The sequence below is a fragment of the Helicobacter sp. 23-1044 genome (genome assembly GCF_053654695.1).
In genome coordinates this window covers 107,541-128,812 of the sequence record NZ_JBSIUQ010000006.1, presented here as the reverse complement: position 1 = coordinate 128,812, position 21,272 = coordinate 107,541, and the positions used below count along the sequence as shown (strand labels likewise).

Here is a 21,272-nt window from a genome sequence, read left to right as displayed (position 1 = left end):
AGGCGTTTTGGCGGCGGTAGCGGTGCCTAGATTTGTCGCAACTAGGACAGATGCGCAGGTAGCAACAGCTAGAAGCGACTTGGCAAGCGCACAAAAGGCGATTGTGGCAAAAGTATTTGCCGATAATATCGACCCTACGCAGAGCAAAGCACCAGATCCAAATAAACCAGTCGCAGGGCAAACTCCAAGCAAAGATTGGGGTGATTGGATAATCGAAGTGGCAGGTTTGGATGGCGCAAGGTGGCTCAAAGGTGGAAACTCCATCAGCAACCAAAATGCCGCTTTAAGCGTAGATGTTAATAATGGTATCCAGCCTGTGGGAAATGTCCAAACAACCGATGGTGGTAAAAAAGGTGGATGCGGAATGGTGCTAGGCATAAACACAGCGGAAGGTATGCTAGTGTTTTCGCCAAATAATATTGGTGGCTCAAATGTCACAGTTTCAAAAGCGACAAACTTCTGCTATGCACTAAAAGTGTCCTTTGCAAGCTCTGGCGGTCCGGGAAATAAAATCATCCCACTTGCTTCTACGGGAACGGTTGAGTTTTAATCTAGCTTTTTTATCTACAACTAGCTAATTTCGGGGTGGGTTTCCCCACCCCTTGCTTCAATTTTTTAATATCTCTTATTTGTCATTGCGAGAAAATGAGCGTAGCGAATTTTCGTGGCAATCCACAGGATTTACTAAAAGAAACTTCGTTTTGCGAATGCAGTGAAGCAATCATCCAAATCACGCGAATCTAAAAAAAATAAAATCAATGATACAAAATTGAATCGATAAATTATTTTGCATTTAGAATCTTAACCACAGATTCGCCAAAAGTCCGCGATTCACGATTGATTCAAGATTCGCATAAAATAGATTTGCAGGTGTGGGTCGGTGCTTCGCACGGATTATTTTTTTTGGATTGCTTCGTTACACTCGCTTTGCTCGTGCGCCTCGCAATGACGAATTTGGCAAACTAGATTCTGCGATTTTATAAAATTTTCGTGCGAATTCGCAAAAATCTAACCCACCCCCTTAATCCCCCTCCGCACGGGAGGGGAGGATTTTTTTGTCATTTTGAGCAAATACAAAAAATCTTAAAAAAATAGAGATTCTTAGGTCGCTTCGCTCTCTTATAATGACAAAATTAAATGCCAAGAATGACAAAAATAGCGTAGATTCTGCGTTTGGATTGCCACGAAAATGCTACGCATTCTCTCGCAATGACGCAATTTCGCGCAATCTACGCTCTCTCCAAAATCAAATCGATAATTTCCTTGCTTCCATTTTTATAAGGCAGTTTTGCTAAGTTTTGCGAGATATTTGCGATTGTCGCAGAATCTGCGATATTTTCAAAATGGCGCATTTTCGCAGAATCTAAATATTTCAAAAACGCATCTTTATCCAAATCTTTTTGCCTTGTAACCTCGCAAAGTCCCCTTTTTGCCAAAAAATCCGCGTTTAAAAACTGATGATTTTTCGCCGCAAAGGGATATGGCACAAAATAGCAAGGCAGATAGTTTGCCACCATCTCCCAAAGACTGCTCGCCCCTGCGCGACTTACGCAAAAATCTGCTTTTGTGATAAACTCCGCCAAATTATCGCTAAAATCAAAAAGGGTGACTTGCTTATCCGCATTTATCGCGCTGTATGCGCTTTTTACGCGCTCAAAGTCAGCTTTCCCGCATTGATGGATGATTTTTATATCTCGTTTTAAAAGTTCTGGCGCGAGTTTTAGTGCGAAGTCATTGATTGCCATAGCCCCCTGCGAACCGCCTAAAAACAAAATGCACTCTACCCTACCCCGCACCCGCGCGAGTTTGTGATAAATCTCATTTATGGGATAAGCGGTGCAAATGAAATTTTTCCCGCCCATCTCAAAACTACCAAAAACCGCCCTTGCAAAGGGGGCAAGAATGCGATTTAGCGTCCCAAAAACGCTATTTTGCTCGTGGATAAAAAGCGGGATTTGGCATAAAAGTGCCGCAATGCTCCCGCCACCCGCGCTAAATCCACCCACGCTAATCACAAAGTCGATTTTGTGCCTTCGCAGAATCTGCATTGATTTTAGCACCGCACAAAACTGCATCCACAGCGATTTTAGCAGTCCAAATCCCTTTTTATTCACCACACCGCTTGATTTTAAGAAGTATTTTGCGTAAAAAATCTCGCTGTTTTCGAACCAAACTCTATCCTGTCCGCTTTGTGAGCCGATATACACGCATTTAAATCCCCTCTTTTGGCACTGCACCGCGAGTGCCTTTGCGATACTTAAATGTCCGCCCGTGCCTCCGCCTGTGATTGCCACGCGTTTTAAAGACATTTTTCCACCCCCATTGCCAAAAGTCCCACGCCAAAGGCGCAAAACACCACCGCGCAAACTTTATCGATGATAAAAAATAATCGCCCCGTGATTAAATGTCGCGCGAAGTGTGCGGTGAAAATCACGCATAAAAACGCCACATTTAGTCCCAAAAATAGCAGTGCGAAGTGCAATGCGGGACTTTTGGTGCTAAATGGCGCGATGATTGCGCTAAAAAAAAGCATTGCCTTTGGGTTTGAGAGATTGATGAGTAATCCCGTGAAATAGGGACTTTTGGACGCAGAATCTACGGCGGATAAATCGATATTTTCTTTTGAAGCAAACAGCAAAAACGCCAAATAAAGCAAGTAAATCCCGCCAAAAAAAGCAATTGCAATCTGCGCAACTTCCCCGCCAAGCAAGTGCGCGAACCCAAAATACAAAATCGAAATGTAAAAAATCCACCCCGTAGCGATGCCACATAGCGTCTGCAATCCCGCGAGGACGCCACTTTTCAGTGTTTGGCGTAACACTAGCAAAATATCCGGTCCGGGAGTTATCGCCCCCAAAAATGCGATGAAAAATATCAAAATCCGTCCTTTTGTGAATTCATTATGCTTTGTAAAATGTGCCTTATAAAAGTGGAATTTTAACACAAATGCGCGGGAGATTCTGCGAAAATTATGCGAGATTCTGCGAAATTCGCGCGAGATTCGCAGAATCTAAAAAAGATTCGTCATTGCGAGGCAGTTTGAGCGAAGCCACAACGAAGCAATCCAAATTTAGATTCTGCGTTAAACGCAGAATCTACCACGAAATCGCAGAATCTATGATTTTTTTTGTGGATTGCCACGATTTGCTTCGCAAGTCTCGCAATGACGAAAAATGACGCATTAGATTCTGCAAATCGCAGAATCTACGCAACAAAAAATAAAAATCGCAGAATCTCCCCTATTTTTCGCACTTTTTCTTAAACTTCGTAATCAAAATTTTCTTGCCAAGCTCCACGCCGGGCTGATTGTAGGTGTTTATATCTAGCACTTTCCCCGCACACGAAGTCAAAAGCTCATAATACATTATCAAACTCCCCGCGCTTTCCTCATCAAGCCGTTTAATCTCAATGCTATCAGTCGGCACGCCCTCTTTTTGAATCGCCTCCATTGTGGAGAGTTGCTGTTTTTGCAAAAGCGAAGCAAAACTCGCACCATTGGCAAAATCACACGAATCTAAAAATTCTAATTTCATCTTTGGGATTTTGGGATTTTCATAGCTCGTTTGATTTAAACTCAAAAAAGTTACGGTTTTATCCATCACGCCTTGCACGATTAGCTGCAAAAACGAATGCTGGTCGATACTGCCAATAAGCGCGATAGGCGTTAGCGCGGTTTTGCGATGAAAGCTATTTAGCTTACCCAAACTCTCGCCCCAAAGTTGCACATACCACGCATTAAAGTCCTTAAATACGCTTGAATACGAAAAGAGAATATTTATATGAAATTTGTCCCTGTGGTTGCCAAAAAAAATCGCTTTTTTTAGGATATGGTCTGCCTTGCGCTTAAAAAAGTCATTTGAAATTTCACGCGCCCCACGCAAGAGTTTCTCCACGCGGTAGCCCAAAATGCTTAAAGGCAAAATGCCTATCGTGCTAAGTGCCGAAAATCGCCCACCGATATTTTTGTCAATGCAAAGCGTGGCGATTTTGTGCTTACGCCCAAAGGATTCAAGCGGTGAGCCAAAATCCGTGATGATTGCCAAATGTCGCTTATTTGTCGCACCCTTTAGCAACTGATAACGGCGCAGGACATATTTCATAAGTGAGAGCGTTTCAATCGTTTTGCCAGACTTTGAGATGACGATAAAAAGCGAATTTTTGAGTTTGATTTTTTTGAGCGTTTTTTCAATCTTTATAGGGTCGGTGTGCTCCAAAAATTTCAAATTTATCGCCTTGCGATAGGGCAAATGTGATAGCATCGAATCGATTGCTTTAAGCCCAAGCGAACTGCCACCAATGCCGATAATGATGAGATTTTCGATTCCATCTAAAAGCGTTTTGCGCGATTCGATAAACTTATGCGAATCCAAAATCGCGCTTTTTTGATATGGCAAATCATAATATCCGCTAACGCCCTCTTTTTTTTCAGCCACAATGGCGCAAAAAAGTGCCTCCATCGCATCTTTTGAGAGATTGGTTGATTTTGGAAAATAGTCTTTGAATTTTATCATTGATTCGCCCCTATAAAGATTCGCGCTTAATTTACGCTAGATTCGTGCCTGATTTACGATAGATTCGCCACATTTACGCATTTACAAACGCTACCAAATCCACCAAACGCGCACTATAACCCACTTCATTATCATACCAAGCAAGGACTTTTGCGTTAAAATCATCTACCACAAGCGTTTTATCTGGCACAAAAATGCTGCTTACCCGCGAATCCACAAAGTCGCTTGAAACTAGCTTTTGCGTGTCATTGTGGATAATTTGCGGATTTTGTCGCTCCGCCTCCAAAAATGCCTCGTTGATTATATCCACGCTCACGCGCTTTTTAAGACGCACGGACAAATCCACCAAACTCACATTTGGCGTGGGGACGCGAATCGCAACGCCATTTAGTTTGCCATCCAATTCAGGCAAAATCTTGCCAATCGCCTTTGCTGCGCCTGTGCTTGTGGGTATCATATTTAGCGCAGCAGCACGCGCACGGCGCAAATCCTTGTGCTTGACATCTAGGACATTTTGGTCATTTGTGTAGCTATGAATCGTAGTCATAAGTCCGCACTCCACGCCAAAATTGCTATGAAGCACCGCCACAATGGGCGCAAGGCAGTTTGTCGTGCAACTCGCATTTGAAATCACGGATTCGCCCTTATATGCGCTATGATTCACGCCATAGACAAACATCGGCGCATTGTCCGCAGGGGCGGAGATGACGACTTTTTTGACATTGCCGTGCAAATGTTGCGCGGATTTTTCGGCAGAGTTAAACTTGCCCGTGCATTCAATCACGCACTGCGCCTCGCCAAAGTCCAATTTGTTTGGGTCTCTATCGCTTAAAACGCGGATATTTTTGCTTTTGCCTATGCGAATCTTATCATCGCCTAGCACTTCGATTTCAACGCTATGCCTATGCACCGAATCAAATTTCAGCAAATGCGCTAATGTCGCAATATCCGCCGTGCTGTTTATAGCTATGATTTCTATGTCGTCTCGTTCAGCGATGATTCGCGCCACGCAAAGCCCGATTCGCCCTGTGCCGTTTATGGCTACTTTTATTTTTGTCGTTTGGATTTTTGCCGTTTGTGTTGTTGTGGTTTGTGTTTTTGCCGTTTGTATTGTTGCCATTTTTGCCTCCGCTAAAAATTTTTGCAATTTTATACAAAAATATTTTAAAAGTTGCTTGCGCGGATTTTTAGATTCTGCGAAAGGCACGAAAAACGCAGAATCTAATAAATTTTCGCAGAATCTAATGGGATTTTCGTCAGATTCTGCGAATTTTTAGATTTTCGCAGAATCTAGTCTAGCGCGAAGTTTATGAAACTAATTAAAGGGATTTTTTTGCCATTTATCGCAATCTCATCGTTTAAATCAATCGTAAGCACCGCGATTTCAAGCCCCATAAAATCCGTGCCTTTTAGCGCATCAACTATCATTTCTTTACTTTTAAATGGCATCACAATATAGCCGTTTTTGCCACAAATCAGCGGGATTTTATCGCTATAAAAAATCTCTGCACCCTTTTTTTGTGGATTAGATTCGCACTCCAAAGATTCGCCACTAGATTCGCGCTGATTCGCGTTAGTTTCGCACCCCAAAAGCTCCAAAAACACCATATTTTCAAAACTCGCCATAAAATTGCGCTCATAACTTATCGCATTTCGCAAACTAAAATCAAACAAAAACGCCTTTTTTGGGGCTTTTGGCTTATCACAATGCGCCACAAAGCGCACAATCCCGCGCTTTTCAAACTCATCTATCACGCCATAAATCCTATTTTTTGACATTTTGCTATCTTTTTTTAGAATGTTATAAAGCTGAAAAATGCTTAGCGCGTTAGCTTGAAAACGCGTGAGTGCCAAAAAAATATCCATATTTTCGCCAATCATAAAAACTAGCATTTTTTGCTTTGCTTCTAATTTGGCAAAATCGCGCATTGATAAATGCTGTGAATTAAGCATAATAGGGAGATTCCCAAACTTTATAAACCGCTCAAAAAGCTCTTTTAGATTTAGCCCCTGCGTATCAAAACTGATAAATTCTTCAAAATTTAGGGGCAAAATCTCCAATCGCTCAAATCCGCTCAAATCCGCATTTGATTCGCTTATGGTGATGATATTTGCGCCCTTTGGCAGGTTTGTAAAATGATTTGCAAAATCGCGCGGGATATTATCCAAGATTAACAAATCGCGCGTTTTTTCAAAGGCGATTTTTAGTAGCGTCTGTCCTATCAAATCCCGTGAATTGCGCAAATCTGCAAAGTCGATATACAGCGGATTTTTAAAATTTCTCGCATAATTTAGCGCAATGCTAGTTTTGCCACTTTGTGGCGCACCAAAAATATGCGTCCTTTGCGCGTGAATCCCAAATCTGCGCGGATTTAGATTTTGCTTTAATTTTGCGTTTGAGACTTCAAAAATCATTTGTGATTTTGCTTCGCACTAAAAAATGCGCGAATCTCTACGCAATTTAGGGCAAAATAAAGCCCTTTGCGAATGACATAAAAGTAGATTCGTGAGAGTTCGCGGGTGAGTTTTCGCCAAAAACTCATCTTTGGCTTTGTGCGCCCTAAAATCGTGCTTTGCGTGGCATTTGCGCTATCTTCGGCTATGACAAATGGCAAAAAAATGATATTTTTTACATTGTGAATAAAAAACATATCCATATAATCATCAACGCAAAATAGCCAAAATCTTGCATTTTTGATAAATTTTTGCGCAGCTGTTGGTGTGAGATAGTAGCCCTGTCCTCCGCTAATCCTAGCAAAAGAAATGTAAAAATTATCATAAATCTGTGATATTTTTCTATCAAATAAATAATATAATCGCACATATTCAAAGGGCGATTTAAAAATCTTAACGATTTGGCAAAAATCTTGCATAAAATCTATGTCATCCTCCAAAACCACGATAGGCGAATCTAACGCAACGCACTTCTCCCACAAGCGATAATGTGAGCTAAAACACGCAATTTCGCCAAAACTTAAATCCTTGCCTTTCACAAAGCGCGCAAGTTTGGGGTGATAATGCGGAGGGATTTTTGCGGGATTGTCCTTAAAGTCGTTTGCATCAGTGGCGGAGAAAAAGTGAAAATGCAAAGTGGGTGCGTTATTGCCGTCATTGCGAGGCGATTTATCGCCGAAGCAATCCACACCAAATTCGTCATTCTGAGCGAAGCACGAAGTGCGAAGCGAAGAATCCAAACCACGCGAATCTAATTTACTTGAATCGCAATGTTGCAAAGGCGAATCTAATTCATCGATTCGCTTATCTATCCTTGATTCGCTTGGTGTGCTAAATTCGCTTGTTTTGGATACTTCGCGCTTCTCGCTCAGTATGACGGATTCTTTGCCTATTTTTGTCATTCTGAGCGAAGCACTTGTGCGTAGCGAAGAATCCAAACCACGCGAATCTAAATTATATGAATCGTTTTGTCGCAAGGGTGAATCTAATTCATCGATTCGCTTATCTATCATTGATTTGGCTATTTTATTAGATTTGTGTGTTTTGGATACTTCGCTACGCTCAGTATGACGAATGGGCTTGGATTGCTTTGGCGAATCTATCGATTCGCCTTGCAATGACGAAATTTTCTCGCCATCAATATAAATCTCTCCAAATCCTTGAATCCTTGCGATTTTTTGCTTCATAGATTCGCGTCTATCAACTGAACGCGCCAAATTTATAATAAAAATCTCTATATTTTGCGCCATTTCACGCCCCCAAAAACTCCAAAAGTTCTTGCGAATCTAAACTTCCTCATTTTCCATTTCGCGCACGATTTCATCATAGATTTTTAGCGATTCTATCGCGCTTTGCTCATCAATCTTGCTAATGACAAAGCCGATATGAAGTAGCACAAATTCGCCCTCACGCACTTCCTCGCTCATCAAATCCAAACTTGCCTCGCGTTTCACGCCCATAGTATCAAGCATTGCGGTATTTTTGTCTTTGTCGATTGAGATGACTTTTGATGGGATTGCTAGGCACATTTTACGCCTCCCTTAGTGATTTGATATGCGCTAATAGCGCGGATACGCTATCTTTGTCCTTGCTATTTAGCGTAAAAAGCGTGGCTTTGGGATTTAGCTTTGCCAAATTGCTTTGCACCTGCGCGATTTTAAAGCCAAAAATATCGCCAATATCGCTTTTGCTAACCACCACAATATCCGCACACAAAAACATACTAGGATATTTTAGCACCTTGTCATCGCCCTCTGGCGTGGATAAAAGCACGATTTTTAGAGCCTCGCCCAAGTCATAACTCGCAGGGCAGACTAAATTACCGACATTTTCTATGATAAGATAGTCGATATTTTCCATCGCACCCGCGCTTTTTAGGCTCAAATACGCCTTTTCTACCATACTCGCTTCCAAATGACAAGCCTCGCCTGTGGTAATTTGATAAGCGTGAATCCCGCGCTTTTGCAAACGCTCAGCGTCTCTATTTGTCTCCAAATCGCCCTCAATCACGGCGAATCTAAACGCCAAATCCTCGCTAAATGCCTCCAAAAGCGTAGTTTTGCCACTGCCCGGTGCGCTCATAATATTTATCACAAAAAGATTGTCATCTGCAAAAGATTCGCGCAATTCACGCGCTTTTAAGTCATTTTTGCTTAAAATTTTTTGTGCTACTTCGATTTTTTGCATTTTGCCTCCCAAAAATTTGTCATTCTGAGCGAAGCGAAGAATCTCTAACATTTTTTTGAGATATTTCGCTACGCTCAATATGACAAAATTGCGAATTGCTTTCAAAGTCTCCGCGCAAATACGCCACGATTTGTCCAACTGCGATTCCGCCGTCATTTGTGGGGATTTCGTAGCTAAAATAGTGGCGAATCGAACGCGCTTTTAATAAAGCCGAAATTTTATCACAAAGAATCTTATTTGCAAACACGCCACCGCTAAAAATCACTTTGAGATTCGGCGCATTTTGGCGCGAATCTAGCGCGATTTGGGCGATAATCTGCGCCAAAGTGTTGATAAATTTTGTAGCGATAAGCGCGGGATTGCCATAATCACGGACGATTCCACGAATGATTTTATTAATACGAATCTCACCATCGCAAATCTCAACGCCGTAATGTGCGCGAATTTTGGGGTTATAATGCGCTTCGATAAATCCGCCACTCTCGCCCTCAAAACTTTGCGAATCTAATCCGCACATAAACGCCACAAAGTCAAAGATTCGCCCAACGGAGCTGGTTTGAAGTGTATTTAGATTTTTTTGAAACATTTGGTAAAAAAGTGCGACATTTTCAAAGTGCGATTCAAGCGGAATCGTTTTGCCATACACGCTAAAAAGAATGCCAAGTGCGATTTTGCGAATGTCTTTTATAGCAGATTCGCCCCCCAAAAGCGCAAAGTGGCTAAAATTGGCGATATGGCGAAGTTTTGCGCTGTCATTGCGAAATTCGCTTTGCGAATCAAAGCAATCCACGCACAATCCGTCATTCTGAGCGAAGCGCGTAGCGCGTAGCGAAGAATCCAAATCACGCGAATCTAAATTATGTGAATCGCAATGATTTAAATGTGAATCTGCATTAGATTCGCCATTTTGCCCCTTTGATTCGCTAGTTTCTTTTCGCAAAAAGGGCTGCACCCCGCTCCCGCTCCCCCCGACTTCATTTAAATTGTGTTCCCAAAAAGCAGCCGCTTTTTCGCTTTTAGGGGGAGAGCCTCGCTTTTCCGCTTCTAGCAAAAAATCGGCGGTTGCACTACTGCAACCTTGAATCCGATTTTTTGCACCACGAAGCGGACGAGATTCGGTGCTATCGCACAGATTTGATTTTATTATGGATTGCTTCGGCAAATCTAGCGATTCGCCTCGCAATGACGAAACATTAGCGACATTTTTTAGCAAAAAAAACTCCCCGCCCCAAATTGTGCCATCTTCGCCAAGTCCCGTGCCATCGAATACCACACCCAAAATATTTTCATCATTTTTGTGCGCCAAATTATTATCAAACAAAGAGCTATAAAAATGTGCGCGGTGGTGGTAGATTCGCGCGATTTTTGCACCAAATTTTCGCGCCAAATCCACCGCGATTTTGCTACTCTCATAGCCACTATGACAATCGCACAAAATCACGCTAGGGGCGAGATTATACAGCTCTAATAAAAAATTTATTTCGTATTTTAGGGCATTTATGCTATCCACATTATCCAAATCCCCTATATAGCGTGAAATTAGCATATATCCACTAAAAAATATCGCAATTTGGCTTTTTTGATGCGCTCCGAGTGCTAAAATCACTTCATCGCTTTTAAATTTTGTGTGCTTTAAAAGCGGGTAATCGCCCCGCCCTGCACGAAGATTCATCGCCTTGCCATTACGCAAGATTCGCTTCAAACTATCATCGATAGGATTTATAATCGCGCGATTGTAATCCACCAAATAATCATAAATATGCGCGATTTTTGCCTGTGCTGTGGCTTTTTGCGTGATAATAGGCTCGCCACTCAAATTTGCCGAAGTGAAAATCAGCGGTTTTTTGTAATCTTTGAAAAGTAGCTTATGAAGCGCAGAATAGGCGATAATAACGCCATAAGTGTTTAGATGAAAGCTCAAATTTTGTGGCAAAGCGACTTTGGGGCGATTTAGCAAAACAATGGGCGCAGATGGCGATAAAAGCGCGGTTTCCTCGTGCGCTGAAATGTGAAAATATTTTTTTGCGCTATTTATATCGCCAAACATTATCGCAAAAGGCTTGCGCGGACGGGATTTTCGCGCTCTCAACTCTGCAATCGCTTTTGTTTCAACCGCGCAAATTAGGTTAAATCCGCCGATTCCTTTAAGGCAAATAATTTTGCTTTGTTTGATTTTTTCGCACACATTGGCAAAAATCGCGCGTTGATTCGCAAAATCTGCGTTTGATTCGCGTGAATCTATGATTTTTTTGCTAGATTCGCGCCGATTCGCGCCTAAATCGCTACTAGATTCACACAAAACCTCAACGCCATTTTTATCAAAAATTTGCATTTTTATCCCGCAATCTGCGCAACTATTGGGCTGTGCGTGAAATCGCCGATTTTTTATGTCGCCATATTCACGCTCACAAGATTCGCACATTTTAAAGCCGCTCATCGCCGTTCGCTCCCTGTCGTAGGGCAGATTTTGAATGATACTCCATCTTGGACCGCAATTTATGCAGTTTATAAAAGCGTAGCCAAAACGCCTATTTTGCGGGTTTTGTAGCTCTTTTTGACAAGATTTACAAATCGCCAAATCGCGCGGAATCGCCGAATAAAAATACGATTCGTTAGTTTTGTCGCTCCCTATTATTTGAAAATCGCTAAAAATTTTTTTGGTGCGAATCGTTGATATTTTTATGTGAGAAATTATCGCATTTTGCGGGGGATTCGCCCTTAATTTTGCCACAAAATCCACCATTTTTTGCGAATCTTTTGCTTGTATCAAAATACTTATATTAGAATTTGTATTTTTTACGAAGCCTTTTAGGCGAAATTTTTTTGCCAAATTGGACACAAAAGGGCGGAATCCAACGCCCTGCACGATACCGCTTATAAAAATTTTTTTGCTAAAAATCGCAGAATCTGATATTTTTTTCATCATTTTTTACCTAAAAATCCCAAAAAATAGGGCAAAATAAAGATTGCTTTAAGTTTATTTTGCCTAAAATGCAATCCCTTTTTTAAAAAGGAATTAGGATTTTATCCTAAAAATTTAAATTTTGGAGAGTTTTTGTGAAAAGTATTTATGTTGGAAATATGCCTTACAGCGCGACAAAAGAGCAGATTGAAGAGTTGTTTGCGGAGTTTGGTGAAGTGAGTGCGGTAAGGATTATTTTAGATAGGGAAAGTAAGCGTCCAAAGGGGTTTTGCTTTGTTGAGATGGATGATGAGGGCGCGACAAAGGCGATTAGCGCGCTAAATGAAAAGGACTTTTTAGGGCGCAAACTTCGCGTAAATGAAGCACGCGGGAGAGATTAAGACTTTTTTTAATCGCAGAATCTAGCGCAGAATCTATGATTTTTTTTTCGGCGAGATTCTGCGGATTTTGTGTGATTTGCAGAATCTGCGGTAGATTCTGCGAATTTCTTGATTTTTCGGCGAGATTCTGCATTGCTTAAAATCTAGCGCAGAATCTAATGCGCCTTTACTCCCGCCATCTGGCTATCATTTGCATAAAATAATAGCAGTTTTGGTGCTTCTAGTGCGTAGTTCATAATCCCTAGTTCGCTTCTATGCCAATTTTGGCGGTTAAAAATGCGATTTGGCGCGGGGAAAATGTATAGTTTCGTCTCCACGCTAGATTCTGCGAAAATCTTGCTAAAAGTTGTGTGCGCGCGTTTTGAGTGAAATTCGCTTGTGATGATGATGAGCTCATCAAGCGCATTTTGCGATAAAAAGTTAGCGATATCAAGTGCCTCATCTCTCGTGCTTTGCGCGCCAAGCGGATTTAGCGGGGGAATAATTTTGTAATTTACCTTTGCAAAATCTAGTGCGCCCTTCATCTGCGCCACCTCGCTTTGTATCGCGCCACCAAAGTCATATTCAATATAACTCGCGGGATTTGTAATAAAAATCATATCGCTAACGCCATAAATATAAAGCGCGACTGCGTAAAAAAGGCGAGATTGAACGCCTCCGCCCAAAAGCAAAATGGCGCGTTTTGGCGCAGAATCTGCGGTGGATTCTGCGGATTTTGGGCGAGATTCTGCGAATTTGGTGCGATTCGCAGAATCTGTGGGATTTTTTGGATGAGATTCTGCGATTTTTGGATTTTTAGATTCTGCGAATTTTGTGAAATTTTGCGCTAAATTGTGCGAAAAGCGCATAAAATCATCCTTCCTAAAATCGCTTGGCATTTTCTCAAAATAAAAGAAATCTGCATATTTTTGCGCCAAAAAGTCTCTAAAAGCAAACGCCAAAATCCCCACACACACAAGAGTTGCGATAAAAATCGCGCAATGCCTAAAAATCGTTTTTATAAACTTCATTCGCACACCTTGATAAATTTTAAAAATTCGCATTTTAGCAGAATCTAAATGAGTATTTTTGTAATAATTTTTTGCCTTAAACGATAATTTTTATCATTTAACTACTCTAAATGATAATTTTTATCTACAATATCACTTCAAATTTTACATTCAAAGGAGAAAAAATGGCAGATTTTAACAATCTAACAACTTCAAGCGGACGCCCTGTGGGCGATAATCAAAATGTGATGAGCGTGGGCGCAAGGGGTCCGCTTCTCTTGCAAGATGCGTGGTTTTTGGAGAAACTCGCGGCATTTGATAGAGAGCGAATCCCCGAGCGAGTGGTGCACGCGCGTGGTAGCGGGGCGCACGGCGTGCTAGAAATCACAAATGACATTAGCGAGTATTCAAAAGCGGAGGTTTTCAAAAAAGGCACGAAAACGCCGTTATTTATTCGTTTCTCAACGGTTGCGCCTGAGAGCGGTTCGGCAGATGCGGTGCGAGACCCGCGCGGATTTGCGATAAAGTTCTACACAACGCAGGGTAATTGGGACTTGGTAGGCAATAATACGCCTATTTTCTTTATCCGCGACCCGTATAAATTCCCTGACTTTATCCACAGCCAAAAGCGCGATTCACGCACACATATCCAAAACTCCGAGCGGTGGTGGGACTTTTGGTCGCTGACACCTGAATCGCTTCATATGGTGACTTATCTAATGGGCGATAGGGGGATACCTGCTAGTTATCGCAATATGAATGGCTATGGCAGTCACACTTTTAGCCTTATAAACGCCAAAAATCAGCGATTTTGGGTGAAGTTTCACTTTCACACAATGCAGGGCATTAAAAATCTCACAAACGAGCAAGCGGAGGCACTTCGCGCGAAAGATATGGATTCACACCAAAGGGATTTGTTTGAAGCAATCGAACGCGGTGAATATCCGCAGTGGCGATTTTCAATCCAAGTAATGCCTGAATCTGACGCCAAAACCTACAAATTTCACCCATTTGATGTGACAAAAGTGTGGAGCCACAAGGACTATCCGCTTATTGAAGTAGGCATAATGACGCTAAATAAAAATCCGCAAAATTACTTCGCCGAAGTGGAGCAAGCGGCGTTCAACCCCGCAAATATCGTGCCGGGCATTGGATTTAGCCCCGATAGATTATTGCAAGGGCGACTTTTTGCCTATGGCGACACGCAGCGATACCGACTTGGGGCAAATCATAATCAGCTCCCGATAAATGCGCCAAAGTCGCCCGTGCATTCTACGATTCGCGATGGATATATGACAAATGGCGGATACGGCGCAACTCGCAATTATGAGCCAAGCAATTTGGACGGATATAAGGATAATTGGGATTTGAAAGAGCCGATTTTAGACCCGCTTTGCTTTGAAAGTGACGCAAGACTCGCGCAGTGGGACTATCGCGCAGATGATGATGACTATTTCACACAGGCAGGGGACTTGTATCGCTTGATGAGTAGCGATGAAAAAGAGCGACTTTGCCAAACTATCGCAGGGACGATGGATGGCATAAATGAAAAGATTATAAAAGCGCAGTTAGCGCACTTTAAAAAGGCAGATGAGAATTACGGAGCGCGAATCGCGGAGCTATTAGCGAAATGAAAAATATCATTTTAGATTCTACGAACAATTTAAAATCGCAGAATCTAGCGCAGAATCCGCAAGATTCTACGCCAAATGTGGCGACTTCGCAGAATCTAGCGCAAAAATCGCAGAATCCGCAGAAAACTTCGCAGAATCTTAGCGCGGATGAATACGCCAAATTAGAAGAATTTGTGAAAATGTCCTTTGATTTTGCGCGAAATAACGAAGCGCAGAATCTAAAAATAATGCTAGAAAATGGGCTAAATCCAAATTTAGCAAACCACAAGGGCGACACTTTGCTAATGCTAGCAAGCTATCACAACGCTCTTGCGTGTGTGCGCCTTTTGCTAGACTTTGGCGCGAGTGTCGATAAGGCAAATGATAGGGGGCACACGCCGTTAGCTGGGGTTTGCTTTAAGGGGTATTTTGAAGTGGCAAAGGTGCTTTTAAGCGCGGGGGCAAGTCCAAATGGCAAGGGCGGTGCGCTAAGTCCCATAAATACGGCGATAATGTTTCGCAGAAAAGAGATTTTATCCTTGCTACTTGCGCATAGCACGCAAAAAATCCCGCTTTTTAAAAAAATCTTGGCAAAGATTTTGTGGGTGTGAGAGATTCTGCGTTTTTTATTTGAGGCGCAGAATCTCACACGAAAAAATCGCAGAATCTGCATTACTCTCTGTCATTGCGAGATTTGCCAAAGGCAAATCGTGGCAATCCAAATCAAATTGTCATTCTCGCGCGAGTGAAACGAGCGAAGAATCTATTTTTAGATTCTGCGATTCGCAGAATCTCACACGCGAAAAATCAAAAATCCGCAGAATCTAACGCATTTTTTGCTAAAATATGCCCTTTTTGAAAGGATAAAAATATGATTAAAAAATACGCAAAGAGGCTCGCTTCACGCATTTTCCTAAACCAAATCAAAGACACCAAAAAGCGCGATTTTATTCACAAACTGCTAAATGATGAATATTTTTATCAGCAAATTTTTAGGCAAAATCAAAGCGTTGAAAAACTCTACTTTTACGCGCATAATTACCTGCCAAATCCCCGCCTTGTGGTGGTGTGGATTGTGGGCGGGTTAGGAAATCAAATGTATTTATATGCGTTTGGGAGGGCGTTAGAAAAAATGGGGTATAGCGTGATTTTTGATGCGAGTGAGTATAAAAATAGCTTGCCTTTGGGCGTTTTGGTAGATTCTGCGAATTTAGATTCTGCGCTAGATTTTGCAAACGGGGGGGGGGGATTTACAAAAATCTAAAATCGCAGAATCTATCGTAAAATCCACAAAAATCGCAGAATCTAAATCCAAAAAATCCCCCAATCGCCCAAATATTCGCAACTTAGAACTTTTGCATTTTAACATTACAAAACCGCTTGATACGCACTTTGACAAAGATTTATTTTTCAAATTAGTCGATAAAGATTATGCGCCCAAAAAGCGTTATGCGCGCACACTAACAGGCGAAGTGTATATCTCAATCCCGCTTGGGACGCTAGAAATCGCGCCATTTAGCTATTTTGATGGATATTGGTTTAGCACGGAATATTTGAAAGATTCTGCGATTTTTACGGAATTTACGCTAAAATCGCCACTTTCAAAGGCAAATCAACTTCTAAAAAATCGCATTTTAAACACGCAAGATTCTGCGTTTTTACACATTCGGCGGGGCGATTATTTGGCGATTGAAAACTGCGCGAATTTGTGCGTGGGGCGGTATTATGAAGGGGCGATTTCGTTTTTGAAAAAGCGCGTGAAAAATCCGCATATTTTTATTTTCAGCAATGATATTTTGTGGTGCAGAGCGCACTTTTTGGCGACTTTGAGCGATGAAACAAAGGTAGGCGTGGAGTTTGAGTTTGTCGCAAATAATGGCGAGGGCAACGCAGCGCAGGAAATGGAGCTAATGCGCGCCTGTAAGCACGCGATTACGGCGAATTCGACTTTTAGCTGGTGGGCGGGATTTTTGATGGAAAATCCGCAAAAAATCGTGATTATGCCAAATCGCTATTTTAACGATGGGCGCGAGTTTTCAAAGGGTGATATTGCTATAAATTTTAAAGGTTCGGTGATGTTAGACTCGATAACAGGCGAAGTTTTGTAGATTCGCAGAATCTAAAAATATTTGTCATTACTAGCGCGATAACGAAGTATCTCAAAAAATGATTAGAGATTCTTCGCTACGCTATCGCTTCGCTCAGAATGACAAATTTTTGGATTGCTTCGGCGAATCTACGATTCTCCTCGCAATGACAGATTATTTTACAATTTGATTCGCGCTGCAAATCACAATCGAAGTAATGGCGGTTTTTGCGAAGCAAAAATAAAAAATAATTAGCGACTAGCGCGGAAGTATTTTGGATGAGAGCCAACGGGTTGCGAGTGAAACGAAGCAAAAATCGGGGTTGCGAAGCCACGAGCGAGGAAATAGAACTAATGGTTCATTGACGAAGCGAGTGGCGAGTCTCCCCGATTTATCGCCAAAAGACAACGCGCACTATGTTTTCAATATCCGCATCGCATTTGACAGCGCGATTAGCGCCACGCCCACATCGCCAAACACCGCTTCCCAAATGTTTGCCACGCCAAAAAGCCCTAGCACGATAAAAACCATTTTCACACCTAGCGCAAAGCCGATATTTTGCCAGATTATGCGCTTTGTTTTTCGTGCGATTTTTATGGCGGTTGCGATTTTTGATAGACTATCATCAACTATCAAAATATCCGCGCTCTCTTTGCTGACATCGCTTCCCACGCCTCCCATACTTATGCCTATGTCCGCACAAGCGATACTTGGGGCGTCATTTATGCCATCGCCCACAAATACGCTTTTGCCCTTTGAAACGCGCGAATCGCGTGAAAATTCGCCAAAGATTCGCGCCTTTTCTTCGGGCAAGAGATTATAATGCACTTCATCTAGCCCCAAACTCGCGCTGATTTCTTTTGTTGCAAACTCATTGTCGCCTGTAAGCATTGCCATTTTCTTCACGCCCAAATCGCGCAATTCACGCACCGCACGGACACTATCGTCCTTTAACTCATCTGCTATCATTATATAACCCGCATATTTGTCATTTACAGCAATATGCGCCACCGTGCCTTGAATCTCGCAGTTATCGTGCGCCACATTGAATTTATGCAAAATCTTATCATTCCCCGCCAAAATATTTTGATAATTGCAAGTCGCTTTTATGCCCATACCGCTTATGTTTTCGTGCGTTGTGTGAGTGCAAGAATGTGAAATAGTGTGGCTATTTACGCGCTTTTCATACTCTGCCTTTATCGCTAGGGCGATTGGGTGATTTGAGAAATTTTCCGCGCAAAAGGCATATTGCAACACTTCATCTTCGCTAAAACCATTTTGCGCTTCGATTTTTATAATCTTAAAGACACCCTTTGTGAGCGTCCCTGTCTTGTCAAAAGCGATGTGGCTAACTTCGCTTAATGCCTCCAAATAATTCGCGCCTTTGATTAAAATCGCATTTTTGGACGCCGCCCCGATTCCCCCAAAATATGCGAGTGGCACAGAAATCACAAGCGCACACGGACAGCTAACCATTAGCACCACAAGTGCGCGGTAAATCCAATCATTAAATGCGCCAAACCCAAGCAGTGGCGGGACAATAGCCACGCAAAGCGCAAAGAAAAACACGATAGGCGTGTATGTTCTTGCGAATTTTGTGATGAAACTCTCTGCCTTTGCTTTGTTTTGAGTGGCATTTTGGACTAAATCAATGATTTTTGCGACACTCGAATCCGCATATAACTTCGTGGCGCGGACTTCTAAAACGCCATTTAGATTGAGCGTCCCGCCTAAAATTTTGCTATCCTTTTTTGCCAAAACGGGGATAGGTTCGCCTGTGAGTGCCTTCGTGTCGATGGTGCTTTCTCCGTTTATCACAATGCTATCAAGCGGGATTTTTTCGCCCGGATACACGATAAAAATATCGTCCTTTTGCAAATCTTTTGGCGCAATGTTTGTGATTTTAGATTCGCGCTTCAAATGCGCGATATTTGGGGCGATTTGGAGCAGCGATTTTATGGATTTTTTGGAGTTATTTAGTGCCATTTCTTGAAAAAATTCGCCTGTGCGAAAAAATAGCATTATAGCCACCGCCTCTTCATAGGCTTCTATCGCAAATGCCGCGATTGTGGCGATAAACATTAGCGCGTTTTCATCAAAAAAATCGCCTTTTTTGAAGTTTGCAAAGGCGTTTATGAAAATCTCTTTGCCTGAGATGAGATAGATTGCCACAAGAATGATGATTGCGCCGTATTGTAGGACTTGGATTTGCGTAAAGTGTAGTGTTGCCACCGCACCCAAAAATATCGCAATTAAAGTCAAAAGAAACGCTAATTCTCTTTTTGTGCTGAAATTCGCAGAATCTTCGCACTCCACGCGAAAATCACAGCAAGAGCAAGGTTTTGGTTTTAGCATAGAAACTCTTTATTTTAAGATTCTGCGTTTTGGCGCAAATTGCGTTTTTGGCGCAATTTGGCGTTTTGGCGCAAATTTAAGGGGCGGATTTTATAGAAATTATGCTTAAAATCTCGCTAGATTCTGCGAAAAACGCAGAATTTAATATGAAATTTACCCACCCCCTTAATCCCCCTCCGCAAGGGAGGGGGAAATTAGATTCTGTAAAATTCGCAGAATCTGCCCTCATTTCGTCATTGCGAGGCGCACGAAGCGAAGCAACCATCCAAAAAAATAAAATGGATTGCCACGAATGGACTTCGTCCATTCTCGCAATGACGGAAAAAATGCGAAAATTCGCAGAATCTCGCAATGACGGATTTTTTTGCACTTTGATTTGCCTTGCGAAGCACAATCGAAGTAATTGCGGTAGTGCTTTCGTAGTTTTTGCTAAATTTTGGGCGTGAGACTAGACTAGCGGTCTGCGAATGCCCGAAATTTAGCAAATCTGCGGAATGATTACCCAAGAACAAATTGCCAAAAAATTCGCAGAATCTTAATAACTTTTAATGCTATAATTCCCCTTTTCGCAAAGAAATTATTTTCACAAAAAAGGACGCACTATGAGCAAAATTTTGCTAATTGAGGATGATTTGGAAATGCAGGGATTGATTGTGGCGTATCTCACGCAAAGCAAATACGAGGTTATCCCCACGCACCTGCCTTCAAAGGCGTTAGAGATTTTGGAGGGGCGCACAAATATTGATTTAATCATTTTGGATTTGACTTTGCCTGAAATGGACGGACTAAAATTATGCAAGCGCATTCGTAAATTAACGCAAGCACCCATCATCATTTCATCCGCGCGGGGCGATATTTACAACAAAGTCGAGGGATTTGATTTAGGTGCGGATGACTATTTGGCGAAGCCCTATGAGCCTGTGGAGCTTTTGGCACGGATAAATGCCCTGCTTCGGCGACTAAAACCAAAGAGCATTAAAGTCGGCAGTATTGAGATAAACGCAGAATCTCGCGCGGTGATTGTCGATGGGATGAATGTGGATTTGACGCCTACGGAGTTTGAGATTTTATTTTTCCTAATTGAAAATCGCCAAAAGCCGATGAGCAGGGAGCAAATCGCAAATAGCATTTCATCGATGGGTGAGGATTCTACGCTACGGAGCATTGATACGCATATTCGCAATATTCGCAGTAAAATCAATGATAACGCGAAGGATGCGAGGTTTATTCAGTCGGTGTGGGGGATTGGGTATAAGTTTTGTGTGTAGATTTTGGTGGGGCAATTTGCCTTTGGGTTTTGGCAATTTGTTCTCGGGTAATCATTCCGCAGATTTGACAAATTGTCACAAGGCACGGACACAAAAGTCCGCTATCCTTGTGTCGATTCACCAAAAACTACGAAAGCACTACTGCGATTCCTTCCGTTGTAGATTCTGCGAATCGCAGAATCTAATGAAAAAAATGCAGATTCTGCGACAGATTCTGCGAATCAAACACAAATCGCAGAATCCGCCACCACGCCGTCATTGCGAGGCGCACGAAGCGAAGCGAGTGCAACGAAGCAATCTAATAACATCAAAAAAACAATGGATTGCCACGATTCTGCTTCGCAGAATCTCGCAATGACGGAAACAGCGCACTAGATTCTGCGATTCGCACGAAAATCGCAGAATCTCGCATTTTCTCGCGCAATCTCACAATCCCAAATTTTAATCAATTTTAATCAAAGCAAAATTTAGTAAAATAAATTCAGCAAATTCAAAGCAAAAAACA

21 protein-coding genes and 1 pseudogene are annotated in these 21,272 nt (G+C 42.1%); 9 read left to right on the top strand and 13 right to left on the bottom strand.

All coding sequences use genetic code 11. From position 1 onward, the window contains the following. Positions 1 to 550 (top strand): annotated as a pseudogene (locus ACWIUD_RS06925) (hypothetical protein); the annotation flags it as partial. Between the two features lie 679 nt (positions 551 to 1,229). On the opposite strand, the gene murG reads toward ACWIUD_RS06925, so the two are convergent. Together murG and ACWIUD_RS06915 are read right to left on the bottom strand one after the other, a co-directional pair. Then, a complete protein-coding gene (gene murG / locus ACWIUD_RS06920) occupies positions 1,230 to 2,309 on the bottom strand; it encodes an undecaprenyldiphospho-muramoylpentapeptide beta-N-acetylglucosaminyltransferase (protein WP_454147963.1) in 1,080 nt (359 codons plus the stop codon). Further along, on the bottom strand, positions 2,300 to 2,878 hold the full coding sequence (locus ACWIUD_RS06915; protein WP_454135582.1) for a LysE family translocator: 579 nt from the start codon (positions 2,876 to 2,878) through the stop codon (positions 2,300 to 2,302). Before ACWIUD_RS06915 ends, murG begins: the two co-directional genes overlap by 10 nt. A 38-nt stretch (positions 2,879 to 2,916) precedes the next feature. Here ACWIUD_RS06915 and ACWIUD_RS06910 point away from each other — a divergent pair, with 38 nt between their 5' ends. Beyond that, positions 2,917 to 3,177 carry a hypothetical protein gene (locus tag ACWIUD_RS06910; RefSeq protein ID WP_454147961.1) on the top strand — a complete coding sequence of 87 codons (261 nt, stop codon included), beginning with the start codon at positions 2,917 to 2,919 and terminating at the stop codon, positions 3,175 to 3,177. Positions 3,178 to 3,239: 62 nt separating this feature from the next. Here ACWIUD_RS06910 and ACWIUD_RS06905 read toward each other — a convergent pair whose 3' ends face one another. From ACWIUD_RS06905 to ACWIUD_RS06875, 7 genes are all read right to left on the bottom strand, one after another. Further along, the gene (locus ACWIUD_RS06905) at positions 3,240 to 4,511 is read right to left on the bottom strand and encodes a glucose-6-phosphate isomerase (protein WP_454147959.1); all 1,272 of its coding nucleotides are present in this window, start codon (positions 4,509 to 4,511) and stop codon (positions 3,240 to 3,242) included. 73 nt (positions 4,512 to 4,584) lie between these two features. Next, the gene (gene gap, locus ACWIUD_RS06900; protein ID WP_454147957.1) at positions 4,585 to 5,631 is read right to left on the bottom strand and encodes a type I glyceraldehyde-3-phosphate dehydrogenase; all 1,047 of its coding nucleotides are present in this window, start codon (positions 5,629 to 5,631) and stop codon (positions 4,585 to 4,587) included. A gap of 170 nt (positions 5,632 to 5,801) precedes the next feature. Continuing rightward, positions 5,802 to 6,926, bottom strand: coding sequence for a hypothetical protein (locus ACWIUD_RS06895; protein WP_454147955.1), 1,125 nt, complete (start codon positions 6,924 to 6,926; stop codon positions 5,802 to 5,804). Beyond that, positions 6,923 to 8,215, bottom strand: a complete 1,293-nt coding sequence (locus tag ACWIUD_RS06890; protein ID WP_454147953.1) for a glycosyltransferase family 25 protein — start codon at positions 8,213 to 8,215, stop codon at positions 6,923 to 6,925. Before ACWIUD_RS06890 ends, ACWIUD_RS06895 begins: the two co-directional genes overlap by 4 nt. A 36-nt stretch (positions 8,216 to 8,251) precedes the next feature. Then, positions 8,252 to 8,494 carry a HypC/HybG/HupF family hydrogenase formation chaperone gene (locus tag ACWIUD_RS06885; RefSeq protein ID WP_454147951.1) on the bottom strand — a complete coding sequence of 81 codons (243 nt, stop codon included), beginning with the start codon at positions 8,492 to 8,494 and terminating at the stop codon, positions 8,252 to 8,254. A 1-nt stretch (position 8,495) separates the two neighbouring features. Continuing rightward, positions 8,496 to 9,257, bottom strand: a complete 762-nt coding sequence (hypB, locus tag ACWIUD_RS06880) for a hydrogenase nickel incorporation protein HypB (protein WP_454147949.1) — start codon at positions 9,255 to 9,257, stop codon at positions 8,496 to 8,498. Beyond that, positions 9,172 to 12,078, bottom strand: a complete 2,907-nt coding sequence (locus ACWIUD_RS06875; RefSeq protein ID WP_454147947.1) for a Kae1-like domain-containing protein — start codon at positions 12,076 to 12,078, stop codon at positions 9,172 to 9,174. Before ACWIUD_RS06875 ends, hypB begins: the two co-directional genes overlap by 86 nt. 131 nt (positions 12,079 to 12,209) lie before the next feature. Here ACWIUD_RS06875 and ACWIUD_RS06870 point away from each other — a divergent pair, with 131 nt between their 5' ends. Further along, positions 12,210 to 12,455 carry an RNA recognition motif domain-containing protein gene (locus ACWIUD_RS06870; protein ID WP_454147945.1) on the top strand — a complete coding sequence of 82 codons (246 nt, stop codon included), beginning with the start codon at positions 12,210 to 12,212 and terminating at the stop codon, positions 12,453 to 12,455. 155 nt (positions 12,456 to 12,610) lie between these two features. On the opposite strand, the gene ACWIUD_RS06865 is transcribed toward ACWIUD_RS06870, so the two are convergent. After that, positions 12,611 to 13,465 carry an ElyC/SanA/YdcF family protein gene (locus tag ACWIUD_RS06865; RefSeq protein WP_454147943.1) on the bottom strand — a complete coding sequence of 285 codons (855 nt, stop codon included), beginning with the start codon at positions 13,463 to 13,465 and terminating at the stop codon, positions 12,611 to 12,613. Between the two features lie 164 nt (positions 13,466 to 13,629). Here ACWIUD_RS06865 and ACWIUD_RS06860 point away from each other — a divergent pair, with 164 nt between their 5' ends. The 4 genes from ACWIUD_RS06860 to ACWIUD_RS06845 all read left to right on the top strand — a co-directional run bounded on the left by ACWIUD_RS06860 (position 13,630) and on the right by ACWIUD_RS06845 (position 17,165). Continuing rightward, on the top strand, positions 13,630 to 15,078 hold the full coding sequence (locus tag ACWIUD_RS06860; protein WP_454147941.1) for a catalase: 1,449 nt from the start codon (positions 13,630 to 13,632) through the stop codon (positions 15,076 to 15,078). Between the two features lie 179 nt (positions 15,079 to 15,257). Then, positions 15,258 to 15,668: an ankyrin repeat domain-containing protein gene (locus tag ACWIUD_RS06855; protein WP_454147977.1), complete on the top strand. Its 411-nt coding sequence runs from the start codon at positions 15,258 to 15,260 to the stop codon at positions 15,666 to 15,668. Positions 15,669 to 15,928: 260 nt separating this feature from the next. Then, positions 15,929 to 16,321: a hypothetical protein gene (locus ACWIUD_RS06850; protein WP_454147939.1), complete on the top strand. Its 393-nt coding sequence runs from the start codon at positions 15,929 to 15,931 to the stop codon at positions 16,319 to 16,321. Then, positions 16,287 to 17,165 (top strand): alpha-1,2-fucosyltransferase, encoded by an 879-nt coding sequence (locus ACWIUD_RS06845; RefSeq protein WP_454147937.1) that lies wholly within the window; start codon positions 16,287 to 16,289, stop codon positions 17,163 to 17,165. The genes ACWIUD_RS06850 and ACWIUD_RS06845 overlap by 35 nt, the downstream gene beginning before the upstream one ends. Before the next feature lie 393 nt (positions 17,166 to 17,558). Here ACWIUD_RS06845 and ACWIUD_RS06840 read toward each other — a convergent pair whose 3' ends face one another. Continuing rightward, positions 17,559 to 19,499, bottom strand: a complete 1,941-nt coding sequence (locus ACWIUD_RS06840; protein ID WP_454147935.1) for a heavy metal translocating P-type ATPase — start codon at positions 19,497 to 19,499, stop codon at positions 17,559 to 17,561. A 76-nt stretch (positions 19,500 to 19,575) separates the two neighbouring features. Then, positions 19,576 to 19,869, bottom strand: coding sequence for a hypothetical protein (locus tag ACWIUD_RS06835; RefSeq protein ID WP_454147933.1), 294 nt, complete (start codon positions 19,867 to 19,869; stop codon positions 19,576 to 19,578). Between the two features lie 232 nt (positions 19,870 to 20,101). Here ACWIUD_RS06835 and ACWIUD_RS06830 point away from each other — a divergent pair, with 232 nt between their 5' ends. Further along, positions 20,102 to 20,767 (top strand): response regulator transcription factor, encoded by a 666-nt coding sequence (locus ACWIUD_RS06830; protein ID WP_454147931.1) that lies wholly within the window; start codon positions 20,102 to 20,104, stop codon positions 20,765 to 20,767. Beyond that, positions 20,745 to 21,125: a hypothetical protein gene (locus ACWIUD_RS06825; protein WP_454147929.1), complete on the top strand. Its 381-nt coding sequence runs from the start codon at positions 20,745 to 20,747 to the stop codon at positions 21,123 to 21,125. Before ACWIUD_RS06830 ends, ACWIUD_RS06825 begins: the two co-directional genes overlap by 23 nt. Here ACWIUD_RS06825 and ACWIUD_RS06820 read toward each other — a convergent pair. Beyond that, the gene (locus tag ACWIUD_RS06820) at positions 21,075 to 21,197 is read right to left on the bottom strand and encodes a hypothetical protein (RefSeq protein WP_454147927.1); all 123 of its coding nucleotides are present in this window, start codon (positions 21,195 to 21,197) and stop codon (positions 21,075 to 21,077) included. The two genes, ACWIUD_RS06825 and ACWIUD_RS06820, sit on opposite strands and share 51 nt — an antisense overlap. Between the last annotated feature and the right edge of the window lie 75 nt (positions 21,198 to 21,272).

Bases quoted from the DNA above. Each gene is read 5' to 3' on its own strand.
- murG (WP_454147963.1), bottom strand. From the start codon at position 2,309: ATGTCTTTAAAACGCGTGGCAATCACAGGCGGAGGCACGGGCGGACAT.
- ACWIUD_RS06905 (WP_454147959.1), bottom strand. From the start codon at position 4,511: ATGATAAAATTCAAAGACTATTTTCCAAAATCAACCAATCTCTCAAAA.
- gap (WP_454147957.1), bottom strand. From the start codon at position 5,631: ATGGCAACAATACAAACGGCAAAAACACAAACCACAACAACACAAACG.
- ACWIUD_RS06895 (WP_454147955.1), bottom strand. From the start codon at position 6,926: ATGATTTTTGAAGTCTCAAACGCAAAATTAAAGCAAAATCTAAATCCG.
- ACWIUD_RS06890 (WP_454147953.1), bottom strand. From the start codon at position 8,215: ATGGCGCAAAATATAGAGATTTTTATTATAAATTTGGCGCGTTCAGTT.
- ACWIUD_RS06885 (WP_454147951.1), bottom strand. From the start codon at position 8,494: ATGTGCCTAGCAATCCCATCAAAAGTCATCTCAATCGACAAAGACAAA.
- ACWIUD_RS06875 (WP_454147947.1), bottom strand. From the start codon at position 12,078: ATGATGAAAAAAATATCAGATTCTGCGATTTTTAGCAAAAAAATTTTT.
- ACWIUD_RS06865 (WP_454147943.1), bottom strand. From the start codon at position 13,465: ATGAAGTTTATAAAAACGATTTTTAGGCATTGCGCGATTTTTATCGCA.
- ACWIUD_RS06860 (WP_454147941.1), top strand. From the start codon at position 13,630: ATGGCAGATTTTAACAATCTAACAACTTCAAGCGGACGCCCTGTGGGC.
- ACWIUD_RS06855 (WP_454147977.1), top strand. From the start codon at position 15,258: ATGTCCTTTGATTTTGCGCGAAATAACGAAGCGCAGAATCTAAAAATA.
- ACWIUD_RS06850 (WP_454147939.1), top strand. From the start codon at position 15,929: ATGATTAAAAAATACGCAAAGAGGCTCGCTTCACGCATTTTCCTAAAC.
- ACWIUD_RS06840 (WP_454147935.1), bottom strand. From the start codon at position 19,499: ATGCTAAAACCAAAACCTTGCTCTTGCTGTGATTTTCGCGTGGAGTGC.
- ACWIUD_RS06830 (WP_454147931.1), top strand. From the start codon at position 20,102: ATGAGCAAAATTTTGCTAATTGAGGATGATTTGGAAATGCAGGGATTG.